Source organism: Chryseobacterium ginsengisoli (assembly GCF_039542325.1).
In the GTDB taxonomy this organism is placed as follows: Bacteria; Bacteroidota; Bacteroidia; order Flavobacteriales; family Weeksellaceae; genus Chryseobacterium; species Chryseobacterium ginsengisoli.
In genome coordinates this window covers 450,332-471,936 of the sequence record NZ_BAABHX010000001.1, presented here as the reverse complement: position 1 = coordinate 471,936, position 21,605 = coordinate 450,332, and the positions used below count along the sequence as shown (strand labels likewise).

Here is a 21,605-nt window from a genome sequence, read left to right as displayed (position 1 = left end):
ATGGATTTTATGAGTGATGCTCTATTCAATTCGAGGAGATTCAGAACGCTGAATATCATTGATGATTACAGTCGTGAAGTGATTTGGATAGAAATAGGACTTTCGATTGGAGCGATGCATTTGACCGATTTATTGGAATGGATTGTAAAAGAATGAGGTAAACCTAAAGCAATTCGTACAGATAATGGTCCTGAGTTTACGAGTAGTGTTTTCACAAATTGGTGTCACAAGCATAGGATTGAAATCCGATATATTCAACCTGGAAAACCAACACAAAATGCTTTTATTGAGAGATTCAATCGTAGCTACCGCACCGAAGTTTTAGATGCAAGAATTTTTAATAATTTGGTAGAAGTTAGAGAAATCTCGGCAGAATGTACGAAACATTATAATCAGGACAGACCACATGAAAGTTTACAAAACCTTTCTCCAATGCAGTATTTGTTGAAAAAGGAAAACTCGCCAACACGAGGTTCCGTCTCCGAGTTTTCTCCTTTCCAACAAAATGCCTCAACACCAAAAACATAATGAAATATTTTATAGTTTTACAATACAAAATAAGGGTATAATTCTGTCCAACGTTTGGGGAGAATTACATAGGTACTGTTTTGATTATTGAAGTTAATAAAAAAGGGCTATCCGAACTCTTCGGACAGCCTCTATAAATTTAATAATAGATATTTTATTATCCCATATAATAGATATCTTCCTTAATTAATTCGACTTCTTTTGCTTTTATGATAAGAACCGCAACTCCAATAGCTAATATATATGTTTTTAATTCTTTATCACCATCTGAGTAAAAAATAAATTCAAACATAGGGTTGCCTTCTAAACCAAATTCTTTGAGTAGATTATCTGTCTTTAATTTTTGACTAACTTCTTCCACGTCAGTAAACAGAAATCCAACCGTAACAGATTCTTTTTTCTCTCCATCATACATATTTGCTATGGTAAAGATTTTTTTTGACGAATGAAAATATTCTATGGCTTTATATCTATACATTATGCTTCCTTCTGATAAATGAGGAAATAATGGTTTTGCTATCATGATACTAAATTTTTGATTTTTTCTTGCTCTCTAAACATTTCTCTAAAATTATCATCAATATTGTACCCTTCTGCGAGTATATTGAATTCGATTTCTCCTATTCGAAATATATAATGCTTTAATAGCTCCTCATTAATATTCAGATATTCAGAGGTACCCTTTTTATTTTTTTCTATGAATATCTCAGACCAATTACTTGTTTCATCAATTATTAAATATTTTTTTTGTTCCTGAATCTGTACGTTTTTTTGATACATTTCAGCTAAACCATAAAAATAGTAGGATTTTAAATTACTCTCACTTATAACTCTTATATCAATTAAATAATACGTCGGATCTTCATGATCATCAACAACTCTTATCCAATAACTATCTAATATTATCTTGTCAAATTTTTCTAATACTTTATTTTTCATTAGGCAAATAGTTTTTTATTTCTTGTAAAGGTACTATTCTATCTTGTTGATTTTTAATTATCAAACTTCCATCTTTCTGCTCAATTAATTTCCATGTTTCAAATATAACTGTCCTAGCTTCTGGAGTTCCTGGCTTAGGCTTTTTAACAAATTTACCATTCTTATCCAAAAAAACAAATATATCTATATCAGTTCCTTTGGTTAATGTTGTCATTTTAAAGGCATGATCGGTCATAAGTTCTTCAGGATTCAAATATTGAAATCTTGTAGTTTCTCTTCCTGCAATCTTACTTGCAACTAATCTACGGTTATCTGCAGTGATAAATCCTCCCATATCTTCTGTTAAATTATAGAATACATTAATATCTTTTACAGGTACTGGTTTACCGATAGACAGATAATAAGCGTTTCCGAGTACAAAATGATCGCCTGTCTCATTATTAACTGAAGATTGTGTAAATTTAATATCTCTAACTTCTCCAATCCTTGACTTCCCAATAGGGAGCTTTCCAGCTGGGCTAATATCTTCTGTTTGAGTAAATTCTCTACCTCGTATTTTCCGAACTGTACCTTTTGGACTAAATCGTGAAGTTTTGGTAACTTTGCTAAGGTCATTTTCTATTTTAGCATTATTCTCTTTCCTTATCTTAGAAAGTTTGGGTTCTATCTCTTCTGCAATCCAATCTGCTTTATCCTGATCGGTAAGCATAGTATCCGCCTCAAGTTCTTCGATTTGACGCATAAGTTCAGGATTATCTTCTAATTCCAATGTGTATTTCTCTCGGATAGGTGCACAAGGCGAAGCACAAATATATATTTCTCCTTTTTCAGTTATGGTTACTGTATGTCCTTCATTGGTTTTTGCCTGTCCATAAGATCTTCCATGCTCCGTTTGAATAGGTTTCACATCCTCCTCCCGGATATTAGATTTTCCTTTCTCCTTCATCCATTCAGGACGATAATCTTCACGTCCCTTCTCTATAACTTTTGCTTTGAATTTACTATAAGCCTTTCCTACTTTAGTGTTTTTAACCTTTGCTTTAAAATTAGCAAATTTTGGTGAAAACTTAGGTTCTAATGCCTTTACAATTCGGGTTGCCAAAGCTCCTAAAGCCATAAATACAGCAATGATAGCTAATGCAAATCCACTATTTGCAATACGTTGATAAGCATATTGTAAACGATCATGACCGGTTTCAACATCATTGCTTTCGTAATTAGTAATTGAATTATCGTCTTTAGATTGTTCACCTCCTTGTCCACTTTCATTATTTTCTTTTTCTTTTTTCTTCTTGATAGCGTCCCCTTCAATACCATCATCATCAACCGTCAGGATATCAAAAACAGCTTTTGATATAATACTGCTTTCTGTTGCCAACATTGATAATAATAAGCCTTCTCCCACTGCCGTAGCAAATTCTAATCCGGCCATTATTCCAGGTATGGCTCCGACTCCGCCAAAAAATGCTCCTACAATACCACCAATTAAAACACTGCCAATGGTAATCCAACCAGAGAATGCACCAACAATATTATTTAAAGTCTGCATCCAGGCTAGTCCGCCATCCACAGCTTTGCTAAAATTATTATTAGTGACATTATTCCATATTTCCGGAATAAGTGTCCATAATTTTGGAGCTTCTGTACGAACAGGACCTCCTTCTGCAAACGGCCAAACTAAATACCATATCATTTTTTTCATTTCGCCCCACCAATTGCCTGCCATATAAGCTAAAATAGGTTGCAGATGAGTCCAGACTCCTGTAATATGTTTCGCAAACGAAACTCCGGATTGAGCAAAGAATTTTTTAAATTGACTGTTTGCTTCTCCAGGTATTTTATCTATAAATGGTGCTATAAAACCAATAACATAATTTTCTAAAATCTTCGGATTATTCCAAATCTCTTGAATTCCTGTTATTAAACTTTTGAAAAGATTATACTGCTTTTCTATATCAAGTATAAATTCAAGCATTTTAATTATTCCTGATGCAATAGTATTAATAGCATCAAGAGCAAAATTATACACTTCTTGTAATGCTCCTAGTAATGTATCTACAGTATTCGCAAGGAAATCAATAACAGCAACAACAGCTTTTTTGAAGACCTCAAAGGTTTGATTTACAAATTTTTCAGCTGCAGCCACATATTTATCTATTTTGGCTTTCAGTCGGTCTCTGATACTGGGGAATGCAGCCAAAGCAATGTCTAAGAAGCCTTTTAATAAGGAAGCAAATCCTTTGATAAAGCCGACTATTGCTTTTCTGGCTATTTCCAATGCTTCTAAAACTAATTTTTTGGCAACTTCAAAAATGGCTTTAACAGCTTTTCTTAGTGCCGTGAAAATAACATTCAAAGCATCTTTAAGAGCGTCGATGAATTCTGAAACTTTGTCAGCCAGCCAACCAAAGAAACCTCCGCTTTTTTTATCCATTTCAGATTTCTTGTCTTTAGCTTTCGTATCGGCAGCAATTTTTTCTTTTAATGCATCTTCATTGGCCTTGGTAATATGTTTTTGTGCCTGGGTTTCGCCTTTGCCTTTTTCTGTTTTTATATTTCCAAGAGTGGTTTTAGCCTGCTCTCCGGATTTTTTTGCAAAATCGGATTCCGTTTTGTTAAGCGCATTTTGCCATTCAACTCTTGAATTGTTTACATCTGTTTGAGCGTCTTTTACAGATTTCAGCTGACTTTGATGCGATTTATCTTTTTCAGCTCCTATTTGTGTTTCGGCAGATTTTTCCTGCTCCATCACTTTTTGATTGTGCTCTAATTCTGCAGCTTGATATTTTTCGCTTTCTGCACCTATTTTTGAGTGAATAATAGGCTCAAACTGAGCATTGATGTTCGCCTCGTCAGTACCTTCCAATTTCAGAGCATCAAGAGGTTGTTTTTTAACGGCTTTGGACGTTAGTTTGCGCGAAGGTTTTAGAATTTCATCATTTGGTTTTTTGATGATGCTGTTTTCGCCATGATCTTTATGAATATCTTTTGCCGCCTGATTCTTTTTGATGCTCATGTCTTGTGCGGCATCGTTTTGTTCAATTGCTAAGTGTTCTGTATTTGCTTCTCCTGTAAGATCTACATGTGCATTTTGCTGCATAGTTGTTGGAATTGCAGAAGTATTCAGCTGAACTTTATTAAACTGTTGTCTGGCTTGTTTTTCAAGCTCTCCATTTTTATTTGCTGCCGTTTTGAAAGGGTAATTTGCTTTTTTCAACGGTTCGGTTTCTGGGAAAGCAATTTCTTTTGGCTTTGGTTTTTGGGCTGCAGATTTAACTGTTTTTTTACTTGATTTTGCTACAGTTTTATCTGTGTTTGTCTTATTTTTAGACTTAGATCCGGAAAAAGCGCTGCCTATTTTTGCATTTACCTTTGGAAGTTCGCCTGTTGCTTTTTCGGTTTGACTATTTAATAATGCTGTACTGTTATTCTGAACAGCATTAAAATTACCGGGCAACTGTGTCGCCGGAGAATTTTGCAGATCAGCCAAGGAAGTATCCATATTGCCTTTATTAGCCGATTGATTTTTCTCTTTTGGCTTTGCTTCCTGATTTTTTTTGTTTTGTTGATGAACTGCGGCTTGCTCTTCTATTGTTTTTGGCAGATAAGTTCCAGATTTGAGATCATGATAATCTTTTACCTGATCGATATTTAAGGTCATCATATAACCTTTTTCAATTTCTTTGGTATCAGGATGATTAATGTTTCTGGTTTCTGCCAAACTTTCTTGGAGTTTGCCGTACATTATTTCTGCGCCCTGGTCGTAAATAGTTTGTGAACCATGAACGGCTGTAATAGTACGATTAAAATTAAAATGATTGCTGTTCGGATTTTCGGATCCGGTAGTAACACCTGGATCTTCAGTTTTTTGTGTTTGTGTGTTGACCTGTTCTGCCTCATACAAAGGCAAAACTACCAACTCTGGATGCCTTAGCTTTTTGCTTTGGTTTTGATGGCTTTTATGGTCATTTTCTACAGGAGTTGCTGTTTTCATTGACTTGCTGTTTTTAATTTCATATTATTTAAAAAGACTTAAAAGCACAATCAATAATGCTATGCTTTTATAATAGCTGTCGGATCTGATAAACAGATCATGTATCGGAAATTTTTTAAGAATTTAAATAACCAGAAGTGGCATTCAGTGTTCTGAGGGAAATCGAATTACTGACTCACTTCCGGCTTTTGTACTTTTGTATTCTTAGTTTTCAGGTTTAAAATTCATTCTTTTAATTAATAATAACTACCAGTTTACAAAGATGAATTTCTCTTTCCATGGAAATTTGACAAGACCAATTCCCCAGGCAAGCTTTTCAAGTAAAATATCTTGTGTTTTTCGTTCTACTGTAAGAGTATGGTCATAATCTGTGACAACTAATTTGCCTGAACGTTGGAAAAATTCATTCTGTAATAATTCTACCGATGATTTTCTCATTGAACTCCAGTTGTGCTGAACGCTTTCTATTACATTTTTTGCCTGTGCTTTATGCTTGCGCGAAAGTTTAATATGTCTGTTAATGGTTTGATTCATTGGGATATTGCATAAGAATTTTTCAAAAACCATATCATATTCGGGTGCATGTGTTTTTCCGGTAGCTATGTAATGTAATAAATGTGCACATAATTCAGGATCAATAAGTTTCTGTGTTTTTGGATCCAAAAGATCGCAATGCTCAAAAAAAGTTTTGATGAACGGATGGATCAAAATAAGTCCTGCATTTTGAATATATTGCCCGTCATTTTGGCTTGAATCTTCACTTTTCTGAGTTAAAATTTCGGAGGATATTGCATTTTTTTGATGTGCTTTCTCCACTGAAATTTTTACTTTTTCAGGGTTATCTGTTGCATTGTTTTTAATGCTTTCAAGCATTTCATCTTCTTTAATAAAAGGAAATATCTTCACAATGGTTTTCCAGTTCTGACGTTGTTTTTTTAATTCTAATAAACCGGCTGAAAATGATTCGATTTTTAATAGTTCCTGTAAAAGATATTCCTGCAGATTGTTATTTGATTTGGTTAAATATTGTGATATTACGTTTAAAACCAAGCGCCATACGATGAGTCTGTCGGGATGTGATAGTTTTGATATTTGATGTATGATATCAATCTCCAGATTGATATTTAATTCTTTATCTTTTAAAACCGATAAGCATAATTGTACAATTTGCTCATTTGAAAGCTGACTGATAATCCGGTCTTTAACATTTTGTTTTGATAAAACAGGGATAATACTTTTGGAGAAGTTATTAGTGGAAATCAGGGTGTCAAATATTGCTGATTCCAAAAAAGTAATGCCTTTGTTGTCCGAGTTCCACCATGGCATATATCCTTTTTCTAAAAAATAGATAAAAGTTTGGATCATTTTTTCCTGATTGTCAACTAAATATGCTTTTGACTCACTTTCTGTTTTTGGACTGGAAATTCCAACAGGTTTAGTAATTTCTGTTAATTCTTCCTTAAAAAGCTGAGCAATTTTATCTTTTAATTCAGTATTTAATGAGCTGTTTTTTACGTCAAGATTCAATTCTAATCGGGGAATTTGCAGGGTTTGATCAGTCAATTTATATTCTAAAGCATTGATGTACTTTTCTATTTCCGGAAAAACATCAATAGACAAAAAGCTGTTGATATCATCTTTTATATTGTATGCCTTTTCTTTGTTGTTGATTGTAATTTCAACAAAAACTTTCTGAATTATATGATTTTGCTTCACCTTAAATAGATTTTAATAATAGAATGAGTAGTTATAAGATTATTTTATTTTTGATCGAATTCTCCTCCCCAAAAGCCTGCAGGGCAAAGGCTTTGCTTTGATCTTTGTTTTGCACTCAGTCTGCATCCGCAACCTCTGATAAAGCCATTTTTAGGAGATTTTGAAACTTCCAGTGTCTGAGGATCGATCCATTTTTGTGTATCACAGTTGTTGCCATTTTTTAAAGGGCATGCGTTACAGATTTCTTCTCTTAGGGAGAAAACAACTTCTTCGTTTTGATTAGCTAAGCCCATTTTTGAGCGTAATTCATTGAAATGACCACCAATAATTTCATTGCTCTGGCCAAAAATCTTCTTAATATTCATGTGATTAAAGGTTTAAAATTATGGGGTCAAAATTAGAAGAAGAGATGTCAATTTGCTAATTATTAGGCAGCTATATTCAGTCTTTGCAGTAAAAGATAGAATCGTTTCTCAATAATGCAGGCTTATAATTCTGGAAATTGCTTTGTGCAAAAAATGATGTTTTAATCAATTGAATATATAATACTTTTTAAGGTCAATATTTCAAATCAGCTAAATAGATTTTCAACGATTATTGATTTAAGGAAATAATCAAAATCACTAAAATTTTTTTACACAACTAGCCACCAATTGTATGTCGAAATAAAATGATTTTTAATAATAAAATTTAGTTCATGAACGAATTCGAATTTGAGCACAATTTCATGAAGAGATTTTTTTGGCTTAAATTTTTATTTTCAAATTCTTATTTAAGTGTTTTATTATCATTGATTTAAATTTTTGTTTTTCTTGTTTTTCTTGAAAAAATAAAAATTCCATTTACTGCAAAGACAGGTTTGAGTCTCCAAAATATTTGTCTTTTGAGTAGGTATGATTGTATGTTTGCACCATAATAATAAAGAACAAAAATTATGATTAATAAAGTATTAAAAGTATTAAAAGATCAGCTAAATGTTCCGCTAACAGAGTTACACGATATTGTTGTTGTAGATGATATAGCAAAACATGATGATGGTGCTTCTAATCTTGGTGATAAGGTAGTCATTACTTTACTAAATGTTCAGGAAGAATCTACTTTGAAAAATGCTTCAAGGTATAATAAAGCTCAGATAAGCACAATACCGCCTAAATATGAAGTGAAAATGGAAAGCCCAAGAACTTACGTAAATTTATATGTAATGATCTCTGCTAACAGGGATTCCTATGAGAATGCTTTGTCAAATATTTCAAAAGTAATTGAGGTGCTTCAGGCTAATAATGTATTGAATTACGAGGCTTCGAGCATTAATCCGGAAGATGGAGATTTCGATTTCAGTTTTAGAATCGAATTGCATTCAATTCCTTTTGAACAATTAAGCTACGTTTGGGGACTATTGGGCGGAAAAGTAATGCCTTCTGTTTTATATAAGATCAGTGTAGTAAAAATTACGGCCAATAAAGTTCCTACTGATATTGTATTGATTGATGACGTTAATATTCAAAGTATTACAGTTGACAAACAAAAAGACGGAATAACACTTTAATTTAAATTTTTAAAACATGCCAAATCCAACAACACCGGGAGTTTCTGTTAAAGAAAATGCAAAACTTCCATATTCAATTGCATTGGTAGAATCATCTATACCGGCATTTATTGGATATACAGAGATAAAACCTGATTCGTCTTTTAACAAAAACAAACCACCGAAAATCAGCTCTCTTTTAGAATATGAACAACTTTTTGGAAAAGCAAAAGAAGAGAATATTCATTTGAAAGATACTGAAAAAGGAATAACTGCTGTAGCGCCCTCAGTAAAGTTTTTAATGTACTATTCGCTTCAGATGTACTTTGCTAACGGTGGCGGCTCATGCTATATTGTTTCTGTAGGAACTTATACTTCAGCAGGAGTGGAGAAATCCTTCTTGGAAAGCGGAATAAGCAAGCTTGATGATATAGCCGATACAAAAAAGCCAACTCTTATTGTTTTTCCTGATGCTGTATCATTAGCCAATCAGGATGATTTTTATAGTATTTACACGAAAGCAATTGGACAAGATCAAAATGCAAAGAATAGATTTGTTATTTTGGATACATATTACGGAAATTCTACAACATTATCGGGCGGATTTAATACAATTGATTATTTCAGAAATAAAATAAGCCTCACCAATTTGAACGGCAGTTATGCAGCAGTCTATTTTCCTCACCTAAAAACCATTTTAAATTATACTTTTAATGAAAAAACTTTTATTACTCATGACGGTTTGGAAGAAGGGCAAGTTGGAGATGCAGATGGTAAAAAATTAGAGGATTTACAGTTATCAGATTCTTTATTATATAACCAGATAAAAGAAGCTATAAGATCATTAAACGTTATTTTACCTCCGTCATCAGCAATCGCAGGTATATATGCAAAAGTAGACACTACAAAAGGAGTGTGGAAAGCTCCGGCAAATGTAGGTCTTAATTATGTAATTGCACCGACAGAAAAACTTTCTGATGAAGAACAGTCTGGCTTGAATATTCATGAAACAGGAAAATCAATCAATGCTATTAGATCTTTTACAGGAAAAGGTACATTGGTTTGGGGAGCACGAACACTCGAAGGGAAAGATAAAAAAGAAGAGAATAAAGATAACGAATGGAAGTATGTACATGTACGTCGTTATTATAATATGCTTAAACAATCGATAGCCATAGTGCTTGAAGAAAATTTTATCGACGAACCCAATATATTATATACTTGGTTGCATGCAAAGACAACGATAGAAAACTTTCTTAATCAACAATGGGTAGATGGTGCATTAATGGGTAATTCTCCAAAAGAAGCTTATAAAGTGACAGTTGGAGGAACAGAAGATACCAGTACTATGAATGTGACAATAGAAGTAGCATTAGTACGTCCTGCAGAATTTATTGTATTGAATTTCTCTCACAAATTACAACAATCATAAAAAAATAAACAATCACAATTCGAAGTTTACTTCGATCAATAATTAATATTAATTTTTAAATTTTTAAAAAATGAATTACAAAACCCCTGGAGTCTATGTGGAGGAACAGGCAACATTTCCGCCTTCCGTAGCGCAAGTTGAAACAGCTATTCCTGCTTTCGTAGGATATACAGCATTCGGACAGCAACACAAACCAACAAAAATCTCATCAATGTTGGAATATGAAGCTCTTTTTGGAAAAGCAAACGAAGAAACTTTTGCTGTAGCTTTCAAAGATGGCGTTGCAACAGCAACACAACTTAAGGTCAGTGACTTTAAAATGTATTATGCTATGCAAATGTATTTTGCTAATGGTGGAGGTCTTTGTTATATTGTTTCAGTAGGAAATTACACCGATTCTGTACTTGTAGAATCTACTACATCGGATAAAACTTTATTAAAAGGTCTTGAATTATTAAAAAAAGAAGACGAACCTACTCTTATCGTTTTCCCGGATCTTCAAGGTTTAGTTGCTAGTGCCGCTGATGTTGCTACCGCTAAAGCTATTTTAGCTACTGCAAAAAATAATGAAATTTTAGCTACAGCATCTAAAGTTGCGGCTCAGGTTGTTGCAGATGCTGTTAATGGGGCTGCAGATGTTAATGCTGCCCAAACTGTTGCTCAGGCTGCAGCTACTGTTACAGAAGCTGTTACAGACGCTCTTGCTGCCGCGGAGGATGCTGCTGGAGATGCTGAAGTTACTTTTAATGAGGAAATTGAAGCTGCCGCTGAAGTTGCTGCGAGAGCTGCCGCTAAAGCTGTTGCAGATGCTGTAGTTGCTAGTAAACTTGCTGGTGTTGTTCTTACTGGTGTTAAGACAGCAGCTCACTCTGTTGCTCAAGATTTTAATAATGATCTTACTACGGCTGTAAATATTACTGGAACTGCTGATGTTGCACTTGAAGATGCTAAAGATATTGATGCTTCTTCTAATGATCCTTTGGTTGTTGCTGCTATTAAGAATACCTACTCTTTGTATGATCAGGCTTTAGATCAAGCAGAACTTATGAAAGACAGGTTTGTTGTTATGGATGTTTTGGGAGGTACTGCTACTTTTAGGGATAATATAACAGCTACAGGATTAAAATATGGTGCAGCTTATTATCCAAACCTAAAAACAGTTTTGAGTTATAGTTTTAATGATGCTGGAGTTTCTGTTACGGGCGTTTCTGGTGTAACAAATTTAGCAGGGCTGAAATTAAAAAATTCAGAACTATACAATCAGGCTAAAAAAGCAATTGAATCTACACCTGTAGTTTTGGCTCCATCATCAGCAATGGCAGGAGTTTACGCTAAAGTAGACAGCACTTCCGGAGTATTTAAAGCACCAGCTAACGTTGGACTTAGCTATGTTGTTGCTCCTACGATAAAAATTTCCAATAAAGAGCAGGATGCACTTAATGTAAACCCTGAAACAGGAAAATCCATCAACGCGATCAGAAGTTTTACAGGAAAAGGTACATTGGTTTGGGGAGCAAGAACATTGGACGGAAACAGCAATGAATGGAGATATATCTCTGTACGTCGTTTCTTCAACATGGTGGAAGAATCAGTGAAAAAAGCTACGGAACGTTTCGTATTTGAAGCCAATACAGCCAATACATGGATTCGTGTACAGACTATGATCGAAAATTTCCTTAACCAACAATGGCAAGACGGTGCATTAGCCGGAAGCAAGCCTGAAGAAGCTTACTATGTAAGTGTTGGTTTGAATAAAACAATGTCTGCTCAGGATATTCTTGAAGGAAGAATGATCATCGAGATTGGTATGGCTGCAGTGCGTCCTGCTGAATTTATTGTATTGCGTTTTTCACACAAATTACAGGAAGCATAATATAAATTAAACTAAAATAACAAAAAATATAAAATAATTATGAGTACATATCCATTAGTAAAGTTTGCCTTTGAAGTAGATTGGGGCGGAACAAAGGTAGGTTTCCAGGAAGTATCGGGTTTAAACATTGAAGCTGGTTTAATTGAATATAGACATGGAGCAAGTCCGGATTTCAGCAAAATCAAGATGCCGGGATTAAGAGTTTTCAATAACATCACTTTAAAGAGAGGAACTTTCAAAGCTGATAACGAGTTTTTCGAATGGTTCCAGTCGATTCAATTGAATACGGTTGAAAGAAGATCGATTACAATTTCTCTTTTGGACGAGAACGGAGAGCCTGCAGTAACATGGAAAGTGAAAAATGCATTTCCACTTAAGATGCAGTCAACAGATCTGAAAGCTGAAGGTAATGAGGTTGCTATTGAAACTTTAGAACTTGCACACGAGGGATTAACTATTGAAAATAACTAATTATTAACTAAAAAAATTTAACAAATGAGTTACAAAACACCAGGAGTCTACGTAGAAGAAATTGCAAAATTTCCACCATCAGTAGCACAAGTAGAAACGGCTATTCCTGCTTTTATCGGATATACAGCGGATGGGCCAAAAAATGAACCAACAAGAATCTCTTCTATGTTGGAATATGAAGCAATTTTTGGAAAAGCAAAAGCTGAATCTTTTACAGTTAGCGTATCAGGAGATTCCGATACAGGTTATTCTGCTAGCGCTGTGGTTGCTCCAAATAATTTCAAAATGTATTATGCTATGCAAATGTATTTTGCTAACGGAGGAGGACCATGTTATATTGTTTCTGTAGGAGATTTGGTAAAAGGTTATCCATCCTCTGTTGATCCGGATGATTTAGAAGATGGTCTAAATACTTTGGAAAGAGAAGATGAGCCAACTCTTATTGTTTTTCCTGATGCTGAGGCTTTAGGTAACGGAGCTTACAGATTATACGAAAAAGCATTAGATCAGGCGGAACTAATGAAAGATAGATTTGTCATCATGGATGTTGTTGGAAATGTTGATGAATTTAAAGACACAACAGGTCCTTCTGTAGGACCAAGCGGTGAGCGTTTAAAGTATGGCGCAGTTTACTATCCAAGATTAGAAACAGTGTTAAGTTACAATTACGATGCTTCAACAGTGCATGGTGTTGATTTAGCTGCTTTGAAAATTTCAAATTCAGAATTGTACAACAAAGTTAAAAAAGCAATTGAATCTACACCTGTAGTTTTAGCTCCATCATCAGCAATGGCGGGAGTTTATGCTAAAGTAGACAGTACTTCCGGAGTATTTAAAGCACCGGCTAACGTTGGACTTAGTTATGTTGTTGCTCCTACGGTAAAAATCTCTCATGAAGAGCAAATGGAATATAATGTAAATGCAACAGGTAGATCCATCAACGCGATCAGAAGTTTTACAGGAAAAGGTACATTGGTTTGGGGAGCAAGAACATTGGACGGAAACAGCAATGAATGGAGATATATCTCTGTACGTCGTTTCTTCAACATGGTGGAAGAATCAGTGAAAAAAGCTACGGAACGTTTCGTATTTGAAGCCAATACAGCCAATACATGGATTCGTGTACAGACTATGATCGAAAATTTCCTTAACCAACAATGGCAAGACGGTGCATTAGCCGGAAGCAAGCCTGAAGAAGCTTACTATGTAAGTGTTGGTTTGAATAAAACAATGTCTGCTCAGGATATTCTTGAAGGAAGAATGATCATCGAGATTGGTATGGCTGCAGTGCGTCCTGCTGAATTTATTGTATTGCGTTTTTCACACAAATTACAGGAAGCATAATATAAATTAAACTAAAATAACAAAAAATATAAAATAATTATGAGTACATATCCATTAGTAAAGTTTGCCTTTGAAGTAGATTGGGGCGGAACAAAGGTAGGTTTCCAGGAAGTATCGGGTTTAAACATTGAAGCTGGTTTAATTGAATATAGACATGGAGCAAGTCCGGATTTCAGCAAAATCAAGATGCCGGGATTAAGAGTTTTCAATAACATCACTTTAAAGAGAGGAACTTTCAAAGCTGATAACGAGTTTTTCGAATGGTTCCAGTCGATTCAATTGAATACGGTTGAAAGAAGATCGATTACAATTTCTCTTTTGGACGAGAACGGAGAGCCTGCAGTAACATGGAAAGTGAAAAATGCATTTCCACTTAAGATGCAGTCAACAGATCTGAAAGCTGAAGGTAATGAGGTTGCTATTGAAACTTTAGAACTTGCACACGAGGGATTAACTATTGAAAATAACTAATCATGGCACTTTTATATCCTCCAACCAGTTTCTCTTTTATTGTTAATGGGATTTCAACAACAGAGGGTATTGACTCCAGATTTCAGTCTATATCTGGTTTATCAACAGAAATTGCAACTGAAGAATATGCCGAAGGAGGTGAAAACAGATTTACTCATCAACTTCCTTTGAGGCCAAAGTATCCTAATTTAGTTCTTAAACGTGGATTAATCGTAAGTTCAGGATTGATAAGCTGGTGCAGAAATGCAATGGAAAACTTCGAGTTCGAACCCAGAGACCTGATCGTTACTCTTTCAGGAGGGTTACAATCTACGGCACCTTTAATGGTCTGGAATGTAGTTGGGGCATACCCTGTAAAATGGGAAGTTTCAGAATTCAACGCAGAAGAAAGCAAACTTGCTATTGAAACAATAGAACTGAAATACAGATATTTCACAATACCCTCATCGTTAGCAAGCTTAGGCTTGTAATTTCTAAATCAAATCTGAGCACTTGAAAGTGTGTTAGTTTTCGGATAACATTCAGCAAAATTTTTCAAATAAAAAAATAAAAGATTGGTCTATAACAAGATTGAACACACTCTTTATGTGCTTAGATTTTTTAAAATGAATACGTTAAATAATTGGTTTTAAGTTTTTTACGTATGAATAATAATTAAAAACAAACGAAATGCCAATAGAAATAAAAGAGCTTCACATTAAAATAAATGTGGACGAAAAAGCATCAATTGCGAATGCTTCATCAGTTGATGAAGGAAAAATCATGCGGGCAATTAACGATAGTGTAGAGCAAATGGCAAATATTGAAAAACGTAAAAAAGAAAGATAATGGCAAAATTAATGATAGATACGTATAAAGATAATAGTTTTTCACCTACTGCTTTGATTAGGTCTAATGCTTTTGTAGCAACTATTAATCCTACAAGTTTTTCAATAGCATATAAAACATTTCAAAATACAGATCAAGCTACAGGTACATCGAATACGAATGCAAAATATGAAAAGTCACTTGCTCCCAGTTTGCAAATAGAATTTTTATTTGATGATACAGGCGTGACCGAGAGTAATCCTGGTAATACACTTATAAATAAGCTAAAAAAGCTAAAAAAAGTAAGTAGTACCACAGAAGAAAACGCTGTAACAAAGCAAATTACAGATTTTTATGGGGCAACAGGAAAATTTATAGGTACTATACATAAACCTGGAAATGTAATACTTCGGTGGGGTTCAAGTTTAGCTTCAGGTGCGAGCTCTAATTCTGCCTACGAATTTAAAGGTATACTTACTGATTTGACGATGGAATATAAGTTATTTGATAGTGAAGGGAAACCTTTAAGAGTGGTAGCTAAAGCAACATTTAGTGAATCTATTAGCCCTGAGCTGATGAAAACTATAAATAATACAAATTCCCCGGATCTTACACACAAAAGAACAGTACAAGATGGAGACACATTGCCAATAATGACCGAAAGAATTTATGGAGATTCTAAATATTATCTGGAAGTAGCTAAAGTAAACAACCTTATCAGTTTTAGACAATTAAAGCCAGGAACTGAACTGTATTTTCCACCTATAGAAAAAACATCATAATATGAATAATAGCGGATATATACAAACAGCAAAAACCCCAGATTTAATAACTTTTAAAGTTATGTCCGGAGGTACAGAGCTGCCGGGAAAATACGGAGTAAAAAGCATTGTGGTGGAAAAAGAAGTCAACAGAATTCCTTATGCCCGCATTGTTATTTTAGACGGAAGTGCACCGGAGCAAGACTTCAAGTTAAGTAATGAAGAGCTGTTGATTCCAGGAAAAGAAATTGAAATTACAGCAGGATATCATTCCGAAGAAGAAACTATTTTTAAAGGAGTCGTTGTAAAACACAATATTAAAGTTAGAAGCGGTTCTTCTTACCTCATCATAGAATGTAGAGATAAGGCAGTAAAAATGACTTTAGGAAGAAAAAGCAAGTATTTCTACGACAGTAAAGACAGCGATATTATTGAAGAATTAATAGGCAATAGCGGTGCAACTGCCGATGTTGAAGCAACTTCAAATTCACATAAAGAATTGGTTCAGTATCAGGCTTCGGATTGGGATTTTATGTTGACCAGAGCACAGGCAAACGGTAAACTTTGTTTTGTTGAAAACGGAACTATCAAAGTAGCTAAGCCTGACTTTAGTGGAAAAGAAGTGGAAACCGTTGTTTACGGATCGTCTGTACATGAATTTGACGGAGAAATTGACGCCAGAGATCAATTCAAAAAAATCACTGCCAAGACATGGAGCTATACCGATCAGGAATTGACAGAAGTTGAAGCTAAGGATCCGGCAATTAACCTTAATGGAAACCTTTCTTCCGGTGATTTGGCAAAAGTTTTTGGAATTGAGGATATTCAGCTTAAACACGGCGGGAATCTTACCCAAAGTGAATTACAGGATTGGGGCGATGCTAAAGCAACTTTCCAGCAATTGGCAAAAACAAGAGGTAGGGTGAAATTCCAGGGAATTCCATCTGTGAAACCAGGTGTTTCGCTAACACTGCAAGGAGTAGGAAACCGATTTAATGGAAAAATATATGTAACAGGTGTTCGTCACGAAATAGCTGATGGAAACTGGCTGGTTGACGCTCAGTTTGGGCTTTCTCCAACATGGTTTTCAGAAACTTATGATGTAAGCGAAATGCCGGGTTCAGGAATTATTCCATCAATAAGCGGACTTCATGTCGGTGTCGTATCACAACTAGAATCAGATCCGGATGGCGAAGACAGAATTTTAGTACAAATTCCAATCATTAATAATGAAGAAGAAGGAATTTGGGCAAGAGTAGCCACGCTTGATGCAGGTGAAAACAGAGGATCATTTTTCAGACCGGAGATCGGAGATGAAGTTATCATGGGATTTATTAACGATGATCCTAATGATGCAGTTGTACTGGGAATGTTAAACAGCAGTACAAAGCCTGCTCCGATTACAGCTTCTGATGATAATAATGAAAAAGGATTCGTAACGCGAAGCAAAATGAAGATGATTTTTAATGATGAAAAAATTTCATATACGCTTGAGACACCAAAAGGCAAAAAAGTGATTTTGGATGAAGACGCAGACATCATTAAAATAGAAGATGAACATTCCAATATTTTTACTCTTAATAAAGATGGTATTAGTATGGAAAGCGGGAAAGACATCAAGATCAAGGCAAAAGGCGACGTGAAAATTGAAGGTACAAATATCAATTTAAAAGCATCTGCACAATTCAAAGCAGAAGGCAGTTCGGGTTCAGAACTTAAATCAGGAGCAGTAACAGTAGTAAAAGGATCTCAAGTAAAAATTAATTAATAATCATGAAACCGGCAGCAAGAATTACAGACATGCATACCTGTCCTATGGTAACAGGAAATGTTCCACACGTAGGGGGTCCCATCATTCCGGCAGGAGAACCCACTGTATTGATCGGAGGAAAGCCTGCGGCGAGAGTAGGGGACAAAGCAGTATGTACGGGTCCGCTGGATACCATTGCGGCAGGATCTTCCAGTGTTATGATAGGCGGAAAACCCGCTGCGAGAATGGGAGATTCTACAGCTCATGGAGGTATAATAACCGCAGGTGAAACTACTGTTTTAATAGGCGGATAATATCTAAATATTATCTGACTAAAGTAAAAATGTAAAACATCCATAACAAAACAGTTAGAAAAATTAAAACTTCTATGTTACAGATGCGAGATGTTACAACCAAATATATACAAAATAACGTATGAAAATAAATACAGATTTTTTAGGAATAGGCTGGAGCTTCCCGCCTGAGTTTAATGAGATCGAAGGAAAACTGGCAATGACGACAGATGTGGAAGATATCAACAATAGTCTTATTATTTTATTGTCAACGCGTCCGGGTGAGCGTGTAATGTTTCCCGATTACGGATGCGATCTGCAGGAGATGCTCTTTAAACCTCTAGACTTAACGCTTGTCACTCAAATGAAAGGAATCATTGAGCGTGCTATTTTATATCATGAACCTAGAATAAATATTTTAAGTATTGATATCAATACTCAAGAAGAACTTCAGGGAGAAGTTTTGATAGAAATTGACTACGAAGTAAGAAATACGAATACAAGAAGCAATATGGTTTTTCCTTTTTATAAGGGAGAAGCTACTGAAATATAATTAATTACGGGATGTCTGTAGCCATTTTGAATACTACCAAACATTAAGTATTGCATCTGACCATAGAAAGATAAATATAAACAAATGAAAAAAACAGATACATTTTCACATTATCGTGAAGGAAAATCACAAATGCAGCGCTTTTTAGCAGAATTAGATCCTGGCAATCTTGAATTACACGATTTCGATTTGTTTGATTGGCTATTATTCGCAAACAATTTTGCCCAGCGTGTAAACTATTTTGACAAAGATGATAATACAACACCACAAGGAAACTGGGGAAACTTCTTTTTAGGTGGTGATACTGGTGATGCTATTCCAAGAAGAGAAAGCGTTGAGTATAAAAGTATGAAAAAACAGGTTACAGATCTTATTTCCCAGTTTGAACAAGACAGCAACTTGACTCCTCAGCTCACTCTATTTGTCTGCTTTTTAAAATTATTGGATTTTTCAAAAAAAGCCTTTAATAATTTAACGAAAAGACATTTGGATTTTTATTATAACGAAATCCTTCAGATTGAGAAAAATGATGCCAAAGCAGATAAAGTATATGTGATTTTTGAATTGGCAAAAAAAGCAATTCAGGAAAGAGTTCCGGAAGGGACATTATTGGATGGAGATAAAGATGTCAACGGAAAAAAACGTGTTTACAAAACAGATGATGAACTCATTGCAAATCAGGCAAAAGTAGTTGAGATTAAAAGCCTTTTAAATGATGTTGAAAAAAGAGAACTGAGAATGGCTCCGGTAGCAAACTCAGCTGATGGCTTAGGTGAAAAAATACCGGAAGAAAGCAACTATTGGTGGCCATTCGGATATAATTCTGATGAAACAATTTCAGATAAATCTATTTACAAAGAGCTTTCAAAAGCTAAATTAGGCTTCTCAGTAGCGTCATCATTATTTGATTTAAAAGAAGGTGAAAGAACAGTCACTCTTACAATAGATTTTAATAAAAATTCGACTCAAAAATTACAGAATCTTTCAAAAACTGATATTGAAAATAATATCAAAGTGCTTTGTAGCGGTGAAAAAGAATGGTTGTCGGGTATTGTTTTAAAATGTAATAAAAACGAAGAACAGCAGCTGGAACTTTCTTTTACATTATCTAAAGATTTTCCTGCGATAGTACAATATAATAAGGAAATATTGTTTGAAACATTCCAGACAGGTTTCCCTATAGTAAGATTCATGATCGAAGGAGACAAATACTACGATATTTACGAAGCACTTTCAGAAAAACTAATAAAAAACATACAGGTATCAGTTGATGTAAAAGGAATAAAATCAATTGAAATAGAGAATGACAACGGAGCTTTGAATTCGGAAAAACCTTATTATCCATTCACTGCACAACCTGTTAAAGGATCTAATTTCTATATTAAATGTCCCGAATTATTTTCCAAAAAATGGCAAAATGCAGATATTACTATCAATTGGAAAAATACTCCGGATTCTATCAAAGATCTGTACAGTGGATATGTTATTAAACCTAATCAAAATGTCAGCTTAACAGATTTTCAGGAATTAAAAACCTCAATTGTAGGTTCTGATTCTTATTTTAAAGCCAATACCGCATTGCTGGATAAAGAAGTTTGGTATCCTAAAGCAAACGATATTGATTTATTTAAAAAAACAGAAGGAGGCTATCAGACTCAGTTTTCTATCAATAATGCAAGCAATGAATCGGGTACAAGTGAGTCTATCCGATTGACATTCAGTCAATCAGCGTTGCAGGATGTATATCCTAAACTGTATACATTGGCATTATCAAGCGGTGCACAAAGTGGAAAACTTATTCCTAATGAGCCTTATATTCCTTTTGCTGAAGATATAGAGCTGAATTATAGCGCGAAAGAAAGTGCTTACTCATATTTAAGAAAAGATGTTGATGGCTTAGCTTCAAAAAGTGAAGGAATCCAATTGTATCATGAAGATGCATTCGGTCAATACGAAAAAGAAATTGAAACAAAAAGTATTGTTCCTGTACACCAGGATGGAGGCGAATTATACATCGGTCTGGATGCAATGCCACAAACGACAGTTTCATTATTAATCCAGATGCTGGAAGGCAGCGAAAACGCTTTGGTTGAAACTTTCGATGAAAAAGAATATATAGAATGGCATGTACTTTCAAATAATACATGGATCAACTTATCGGATTCTATGTTGCAGAATGATACCAGAAAATTTTTAGAATCGGGAATCGTGAAGTTTAAAATTCCTAAAGATATCAACAGAAGCCATACAAGATTTACCGACGGATTGGTTTGGGTTCGAGCGAAATCAAGAAGAAGTTATGACGCTGTTTGTAAAGTTCAGGGAATTTACACCCAAGCTGTTTTGGCAACATTCCAAAATCAGGATAATGATCTGTCTCATTTAAATGACGGATTAAAAGCAGATACTATTACTAAACTTATCACCAGAGTTCCTCAGGTAAAATCGGTTAGCCAGCCTTACAATTCGTTTGATGGTAAATACAAGGAAACAGACGTAGAGTTTTACAGACGTGTGAGCGAAAGATTAAGACATAAAAACAGAGCAATTACTCAATGGGACTACGAAAACTTGGTATTACAGGAATTTTCGGAAGTCTTTAAGGTAAAATGTCTAAATCATACTTCTGAAACTTCGTATATGGCTCCGGGCCACGTAACCTTGATGGTAGTGCCGAATATTAAAAATAAAAACGCTTTTGATATCTATCAGCCAAGAGTAAGCAGAGCCAGCCTGAATAAAATTCAAAATTATGTAAATGAATTAAATACGATGCATGTAAATGCTCAGGTAGTTAATCCAAATTATAAAGAAGCAAGAATAGCAACAAAGGTGAAATTCTTTGAACAGTACGATGAAACATTTTATACCAAACAATTAGACGAAGATATTAAAAAATATATATCACCTTGGGCATTTACAGAAACTAAAGATATTGATTTTAATGTAAAACTAAATGTTAATCAGATTATTAACTACTTAGAGCAATTGTATTATGTAGATTACATTGATGAAATAAAAATATTTGTAAACAATGTTTTACAGACACAGTCTTTAATCGAAGTGGATCCAAAATCAATTTTGGTTTCTGCCAAACAGCACAATGTTACTATTGCAGATCAAGTATGTATTTAATAATAAATAAGAG

The 21,605-nt window shown here is 34.6% G+C and carries 20 protein-coding genes; 15 read left to right on the top strand and 5 right to left on the bottom strand.

Annotated features, from left to right (window positions below; genetic code table 11):
* Both ABD940_RS02200 and ABD940_RS02195 read left to right on the top strand, forming a co-directional pair.
* Window positions 1-156: a hypothetical protein gene (locus ABD940_RS02200; protein ID WP_345200026.1), complete on the top strand. Its 156-nt coding sequence runs from the start codon at window positions 1-3 to the stop codon at window positions 154-156.
* Window positions 157-171: 15 nt separating this feature from the next.
* Entirely contained in the window at window positions 172-528 is a 357-nt protein-coding gene (locus ABD940_RS02195) for an integrase core domain-containing protein (protein WP_345200709.1), read from the top strand.
* 157 nt (window positions 529-685) lie between these two features.
* Here the strand turns inward: ABD940_RS02195 and ABD940_RS02190 are convergent, their stop codons facing one another.
* From ABD940_RS02190 to ABD940_RS02170, 5 genes are all read right to left on the bottom strand, one after another.
* Window positions 686-1,051 (bottom strand): hypothetical protein, encoded by a 366-nt coding sequence (locus tag ABD940_RS02190; RefSeq protein WP_345200025.1) that lies wholly within the window; start codon window positions 1,049-1,051, stop codon window positions 686-688.
* Window positions 1,048-1,467, bottom strand: a complete 420-nt coding sequence (locus ABD940_RS02185; RefSeq protein WP_345200024.1) for a hypothetical protein — start codon at window positions 1,465-1,467, stop codon at window positions 1,048-1,050. The genes ABD940_RS02190 and ABD940_RS02185 overlap by 4 nt, the downstream gene beginning before the upstream one ends.
* Window positions 1,457-5,461, bottom strand: a complete 4,005-nt coding sequence (locus ABD940_RS02180) for a hypothetical protein (RefSeq protein ID WP_345200023.1) — start codon at window positions 5,459-5,461, stop codon at window positions 1,457-1,459. The genes ABD940_RS02185 and ABD940_RS02180 overlap by 11 nt, the downstream gene beginning before the upstream one ends.
* A 246-nt stretch (window positions 5,462-5,707) precedes the next feature.
* Window positions 5,708-7,177, bottom strand: a complete 1,470-nt coding sequence (locus ABD940_RS02175; protein WP_345200022.1) for a contractile injection system tape measure protein — start codon at window positions 7,175-7,177, stop codon at window positions 5,708-5,710.
* A 44-nt stretch (window positions 7,178-7,221) separates the two neighbouring features.
* Entirely contained in the window at window positions 7,222-7,542 is a 321-nt protein-coding gene (locus tag ABD940_RS02170) for a hypothetical protein (RefSeq protein ID WP_345200021.1), read from the bottom strand.
* Between the two features lie 569 nt (window positions 7,543-8,111).
* On the opposite strand from ABD940_RS02170, the gene ABD940_RS02165 reads away from it, so the two are divergent.
* The 13 genes from ABD940_RS02165 (at window position 8,112) to ABD940_RS02105 (ending at window position 21,592) form a co-directional block, all read left to right on the top strand.
* Entirely contained in the window at window positions 8,112-8,723 is a 612-nt protein-coding gene (locus ABD940_RS02165; protein WP_345200020.1) for a Pvc16 family protein, read from the top strand.
* A gap of 16 nt (window positions 8,724-8,739) precedes the next feature.
* On the top strand, window positions 8,740-10,134 hold the full coding sequence (locus tag ABD940_RS02160; protein ID WP_345200019.1) for a phage tail sheath family protein: 1,395 nt from the start codon (window positions 8,740-8,742) through the stop codon (window positions 10,132-10,134).
* A gap of 70 nt (window positions 10,135-10,204) precedes the next feature.
* Complete coding sequence (locus ABD940_RS02155) at window positions 10,205-12,007, top strand: phage tail sheath family protein (RefSeq protein WP_345200018.1); 1,803 nt, start codon at window positions 10,205-10,207, stop codon at window positions 12,005-12,007.
* A gap of 39 nt (window positions 12,008-12,046) precedes the next feature.
* Window positions 12,047-12,478: a phage tail protein gene (locus tag ABD940_RS02150; protein ID WP_345200016.1), complete on the top strand. Its 432-nt coding sequence runs from the start codon at window positions 12,047-12,049 to the stop codon at window positions 12,476-12,478.
* Window positions 12,479-12,502: 24 nt separating this feature from the next.
* Window positions 12,503-13,822, top strand: a complete 1,320-nt coding sequence (locus ABD940_RS02145; protein ID WP_345200017.1) for a phage tail sheath family protein — start codon at window positions 12,503-12,505, stop codon at window positions 13,820-13,822.
* A 39-nt stretch (window positions 13,823-13,861) separates the two neighbouring features.
* Window positions 13,862-14,293 carry a phage tail protein gene (locus ABD940_RS02140; RefSeq protein ID WP_345200016.1) on the top strand — a complete coding sequence of 144 codons (432 nt, stop codon included), beginning with the start codon at window positions 13,862-13,864 and terminating at the stop codon, window positions 14,291-14,293.
* A 2-nt stretch (window positions 14,294-14,295) separates the two neighbouring features.
* Window positions 14,296-14,763: a phage tail protein gene (locus tag ABD940_RS02135; protein ID WP_345200014.1), complete on the top strand. Its 468-nt coding sequence runs from the start codon at window positions 14,296-14,298 to the stop codon at window positions 14,761-14,763.
* Between the two features lie 199 nt (window positions 14,764-14,962).
* Entirely contained in the window at window positions 14,963-15,121 is a 159-nt protein-coding gene (locus ABD940_RS02130; RefSeq protein ID WP_345200013.1) for a DUF5908 family protein, read from the top strand.
* Window positions 15,121-15,882: a CIS tube protein gene (locus ABD940_RS02125; protein ID WP_345200011.1), complete on the top strand. Its 762-nt coding sequence runs from the start codon at window positions 15,121-15,123 to the stop codon at window positions 15,880-15,882. The genes ABD940_RS02130 and ABD940_RS02125 overlap by 1 nt, the downstream gene beginning before the upstream one ends.
* Window position 15,883: 1 nt before the next feature.
* Complete coding sequence (gene vgrG, locus ABD940_RS02120; RefSeq protein ID WP_345200010.1) at window positions 15,884-17,629, top strand: type VI secretion system tip protein VgrG; 1,746 nt, start codon at window positions 15,884-15,886, stop codon at window positions 17,627-17,629.
* A 5-nt stretch (window positions 17,630-17,634) separates the two neighbouring features.
* A complete protein-coding gene (locus ABD940_RS02115; protein WP_345200009.1) occupies window positions 17,635-17,925 on the top strand; it encodes a PAAR domain-containing protein in 291 nt (96 codons plus the stop codon).
* A 121-nt stretch (window positions 17,926-18,046) separates the two neighbouring features.
* Complete coding sequence (locus ABD940_RS02110; RefSeq protein ID WP_345200007.1) at window positions 18,047-18,457, top strand: GPW/gp25 family protein; 411 nt, start codon at window positions 18,047-18,049, stop codon at window positions 18,455-18,457.
* 84 nt (window positions 18,458-18,541) lie between these two features.
* Entirely contained in the window at window positions 18,542-21,592 is a 3,051-nt protein-coding gene (locus ABD940_RS02105) for a baseplate J/gp47 family protein (RefSeq protein WP_345200006.1), read from the top strand.
* Window positions 21,593-21,605 lie beyond the last annotated feature (13 nt).

What these genes read in the sequence shown, in the direction of transcription:
- ABD940_RS02150 (WP_345200016.1), top strand. Translation starts at nt 12,047, where the DNA reads ATGAGTACATATCCATTAGTAAAGTTTGCCTTTGAAGTAGATTGGGGC.
- ABD940_RS02130 (WP_345200013.1), top strand. Translation starts at nt 14,963, where the DNA reads ATGCCAATAGAAATAAAAGAGCTTCACATTAAAATAAATGTGGACGAA.
- ABD940_RS02180 (WP_345200023.1), bottom strand. Translation starts at nt 5,461, where the DNA reads ATGAAAACAGCAACTCCTGTAGAAAATGACCATAAAAGCCATCAAAAC.
- ABD940_RS02105 (WP_345200006.1), top strand. Translation starts at nt 18,542, where the DNA reads ATGAAAAAAACAGATACATTTTCACATTATCGTGAAGGAAAATCACAA.
- ABD940_RS02125 (WP_345200011.1), top strand. Translation starts at nt 15,121, where the DNA reads ATGGCAAAATTAATGATAGATACGTATAAAGATAATAGTTTTTCACCT.
- ABD940_RS02165 (WP_345200020.1), top strand. Translation starts at nt 8,112, where the DNA reads ATGATTAATAAAGTATTAAAAGTATTAAAAGATCAGCTAAATGTTCCG.
- ABD940_RS02190 (WP_345200025.1), bottom strand. Translation starts at nt 1,051, where the DNA reads ATGATAGCAAAACCATTATTTCCTCATTTATCAGAAGGAAGCATAATG.
- ABD940_RS02155 (WP_345200018.1), top strand. Translation starts at nt 10,205, where the DNA reads ATGAATTACAAAACCCCTGGAGTCTATGTGGAGGAACAGGCAACATTT.
- ABD940_RS02115 (WP_345200009.1), top strand. Translation starts at nt 17,635, where the DNA reads ATGAAACCGGCAGCAAGAATTACAGACATGCATACCTGTCCTATGGTA.
- ABD940_RS02200 (WP_345200026.1), top strand. Translation starts at nt 1, where the DNA reads ATGGATTTTATGAGTGATGCTCTATTCAATTCGAGGAGATTCAGAACG.
- ABD940_RS02170 (WP_345200021.1), bottom strand. Translation starts at nt 7,542, where the DNA reads ATGAATATTAAGAAGATTTTTGGCCAGAGCAATGAAATTATTGGTGGT.
- vgrG (WP_345200010.1), top strand. Translation starts at nt 15,884, where the DNA reads ATGAATAATAGCGGATATATACAAACAGCAAAAACCCCAGATTTAATA.
- ABD940_RS02145 (WP_345200017.1), top strand. Translation starts at nt 12,503, where the DNA reads ATGAGTTACAAAACACCAGGAGTCTACGTAGAAGAAATTGCAAAATTT.
- ABD940_RS02135 (WP_345200014.1), top strand. Translation starts at nt 14,296, where the DNA reads ATGGCACTTTTATATCCTCCAACCAGTTTCTCTTTTATTGTTAATGGG.
- ABD940_RS02160 (WP_345200019.1), top strand. Translation starts at nt 8,740, where the DNA reads ATGCCAAATCCAACAACACCGGGAGTTTCTGTTAAAGAAAATGCAAAA.
- ABD940_RS02140 (WP_345200016.1), top strand. Translation starts at nt 13,862, where the DNA reads ATGAGTACATATCCATTAGTAAAGTTTGCCTTTGAAGTAGATTGGGGC.
- ABD940_RS02185 (WP_345200024.1), bottom strand. Translation starts at nt 1,467, where the DNA reads ATGAAAAATAAAGTATTAGAAAAATTTGACAAGATAATATTAGATAGT.
- ABD940_RS02110 (WP_345200007.1), top strand. Translation starts at nt 18,047, where the DNA reads ATGAAAATAAATACAGATTTTTTAGGAATAGGCTGGAGCTTCCCGCCT.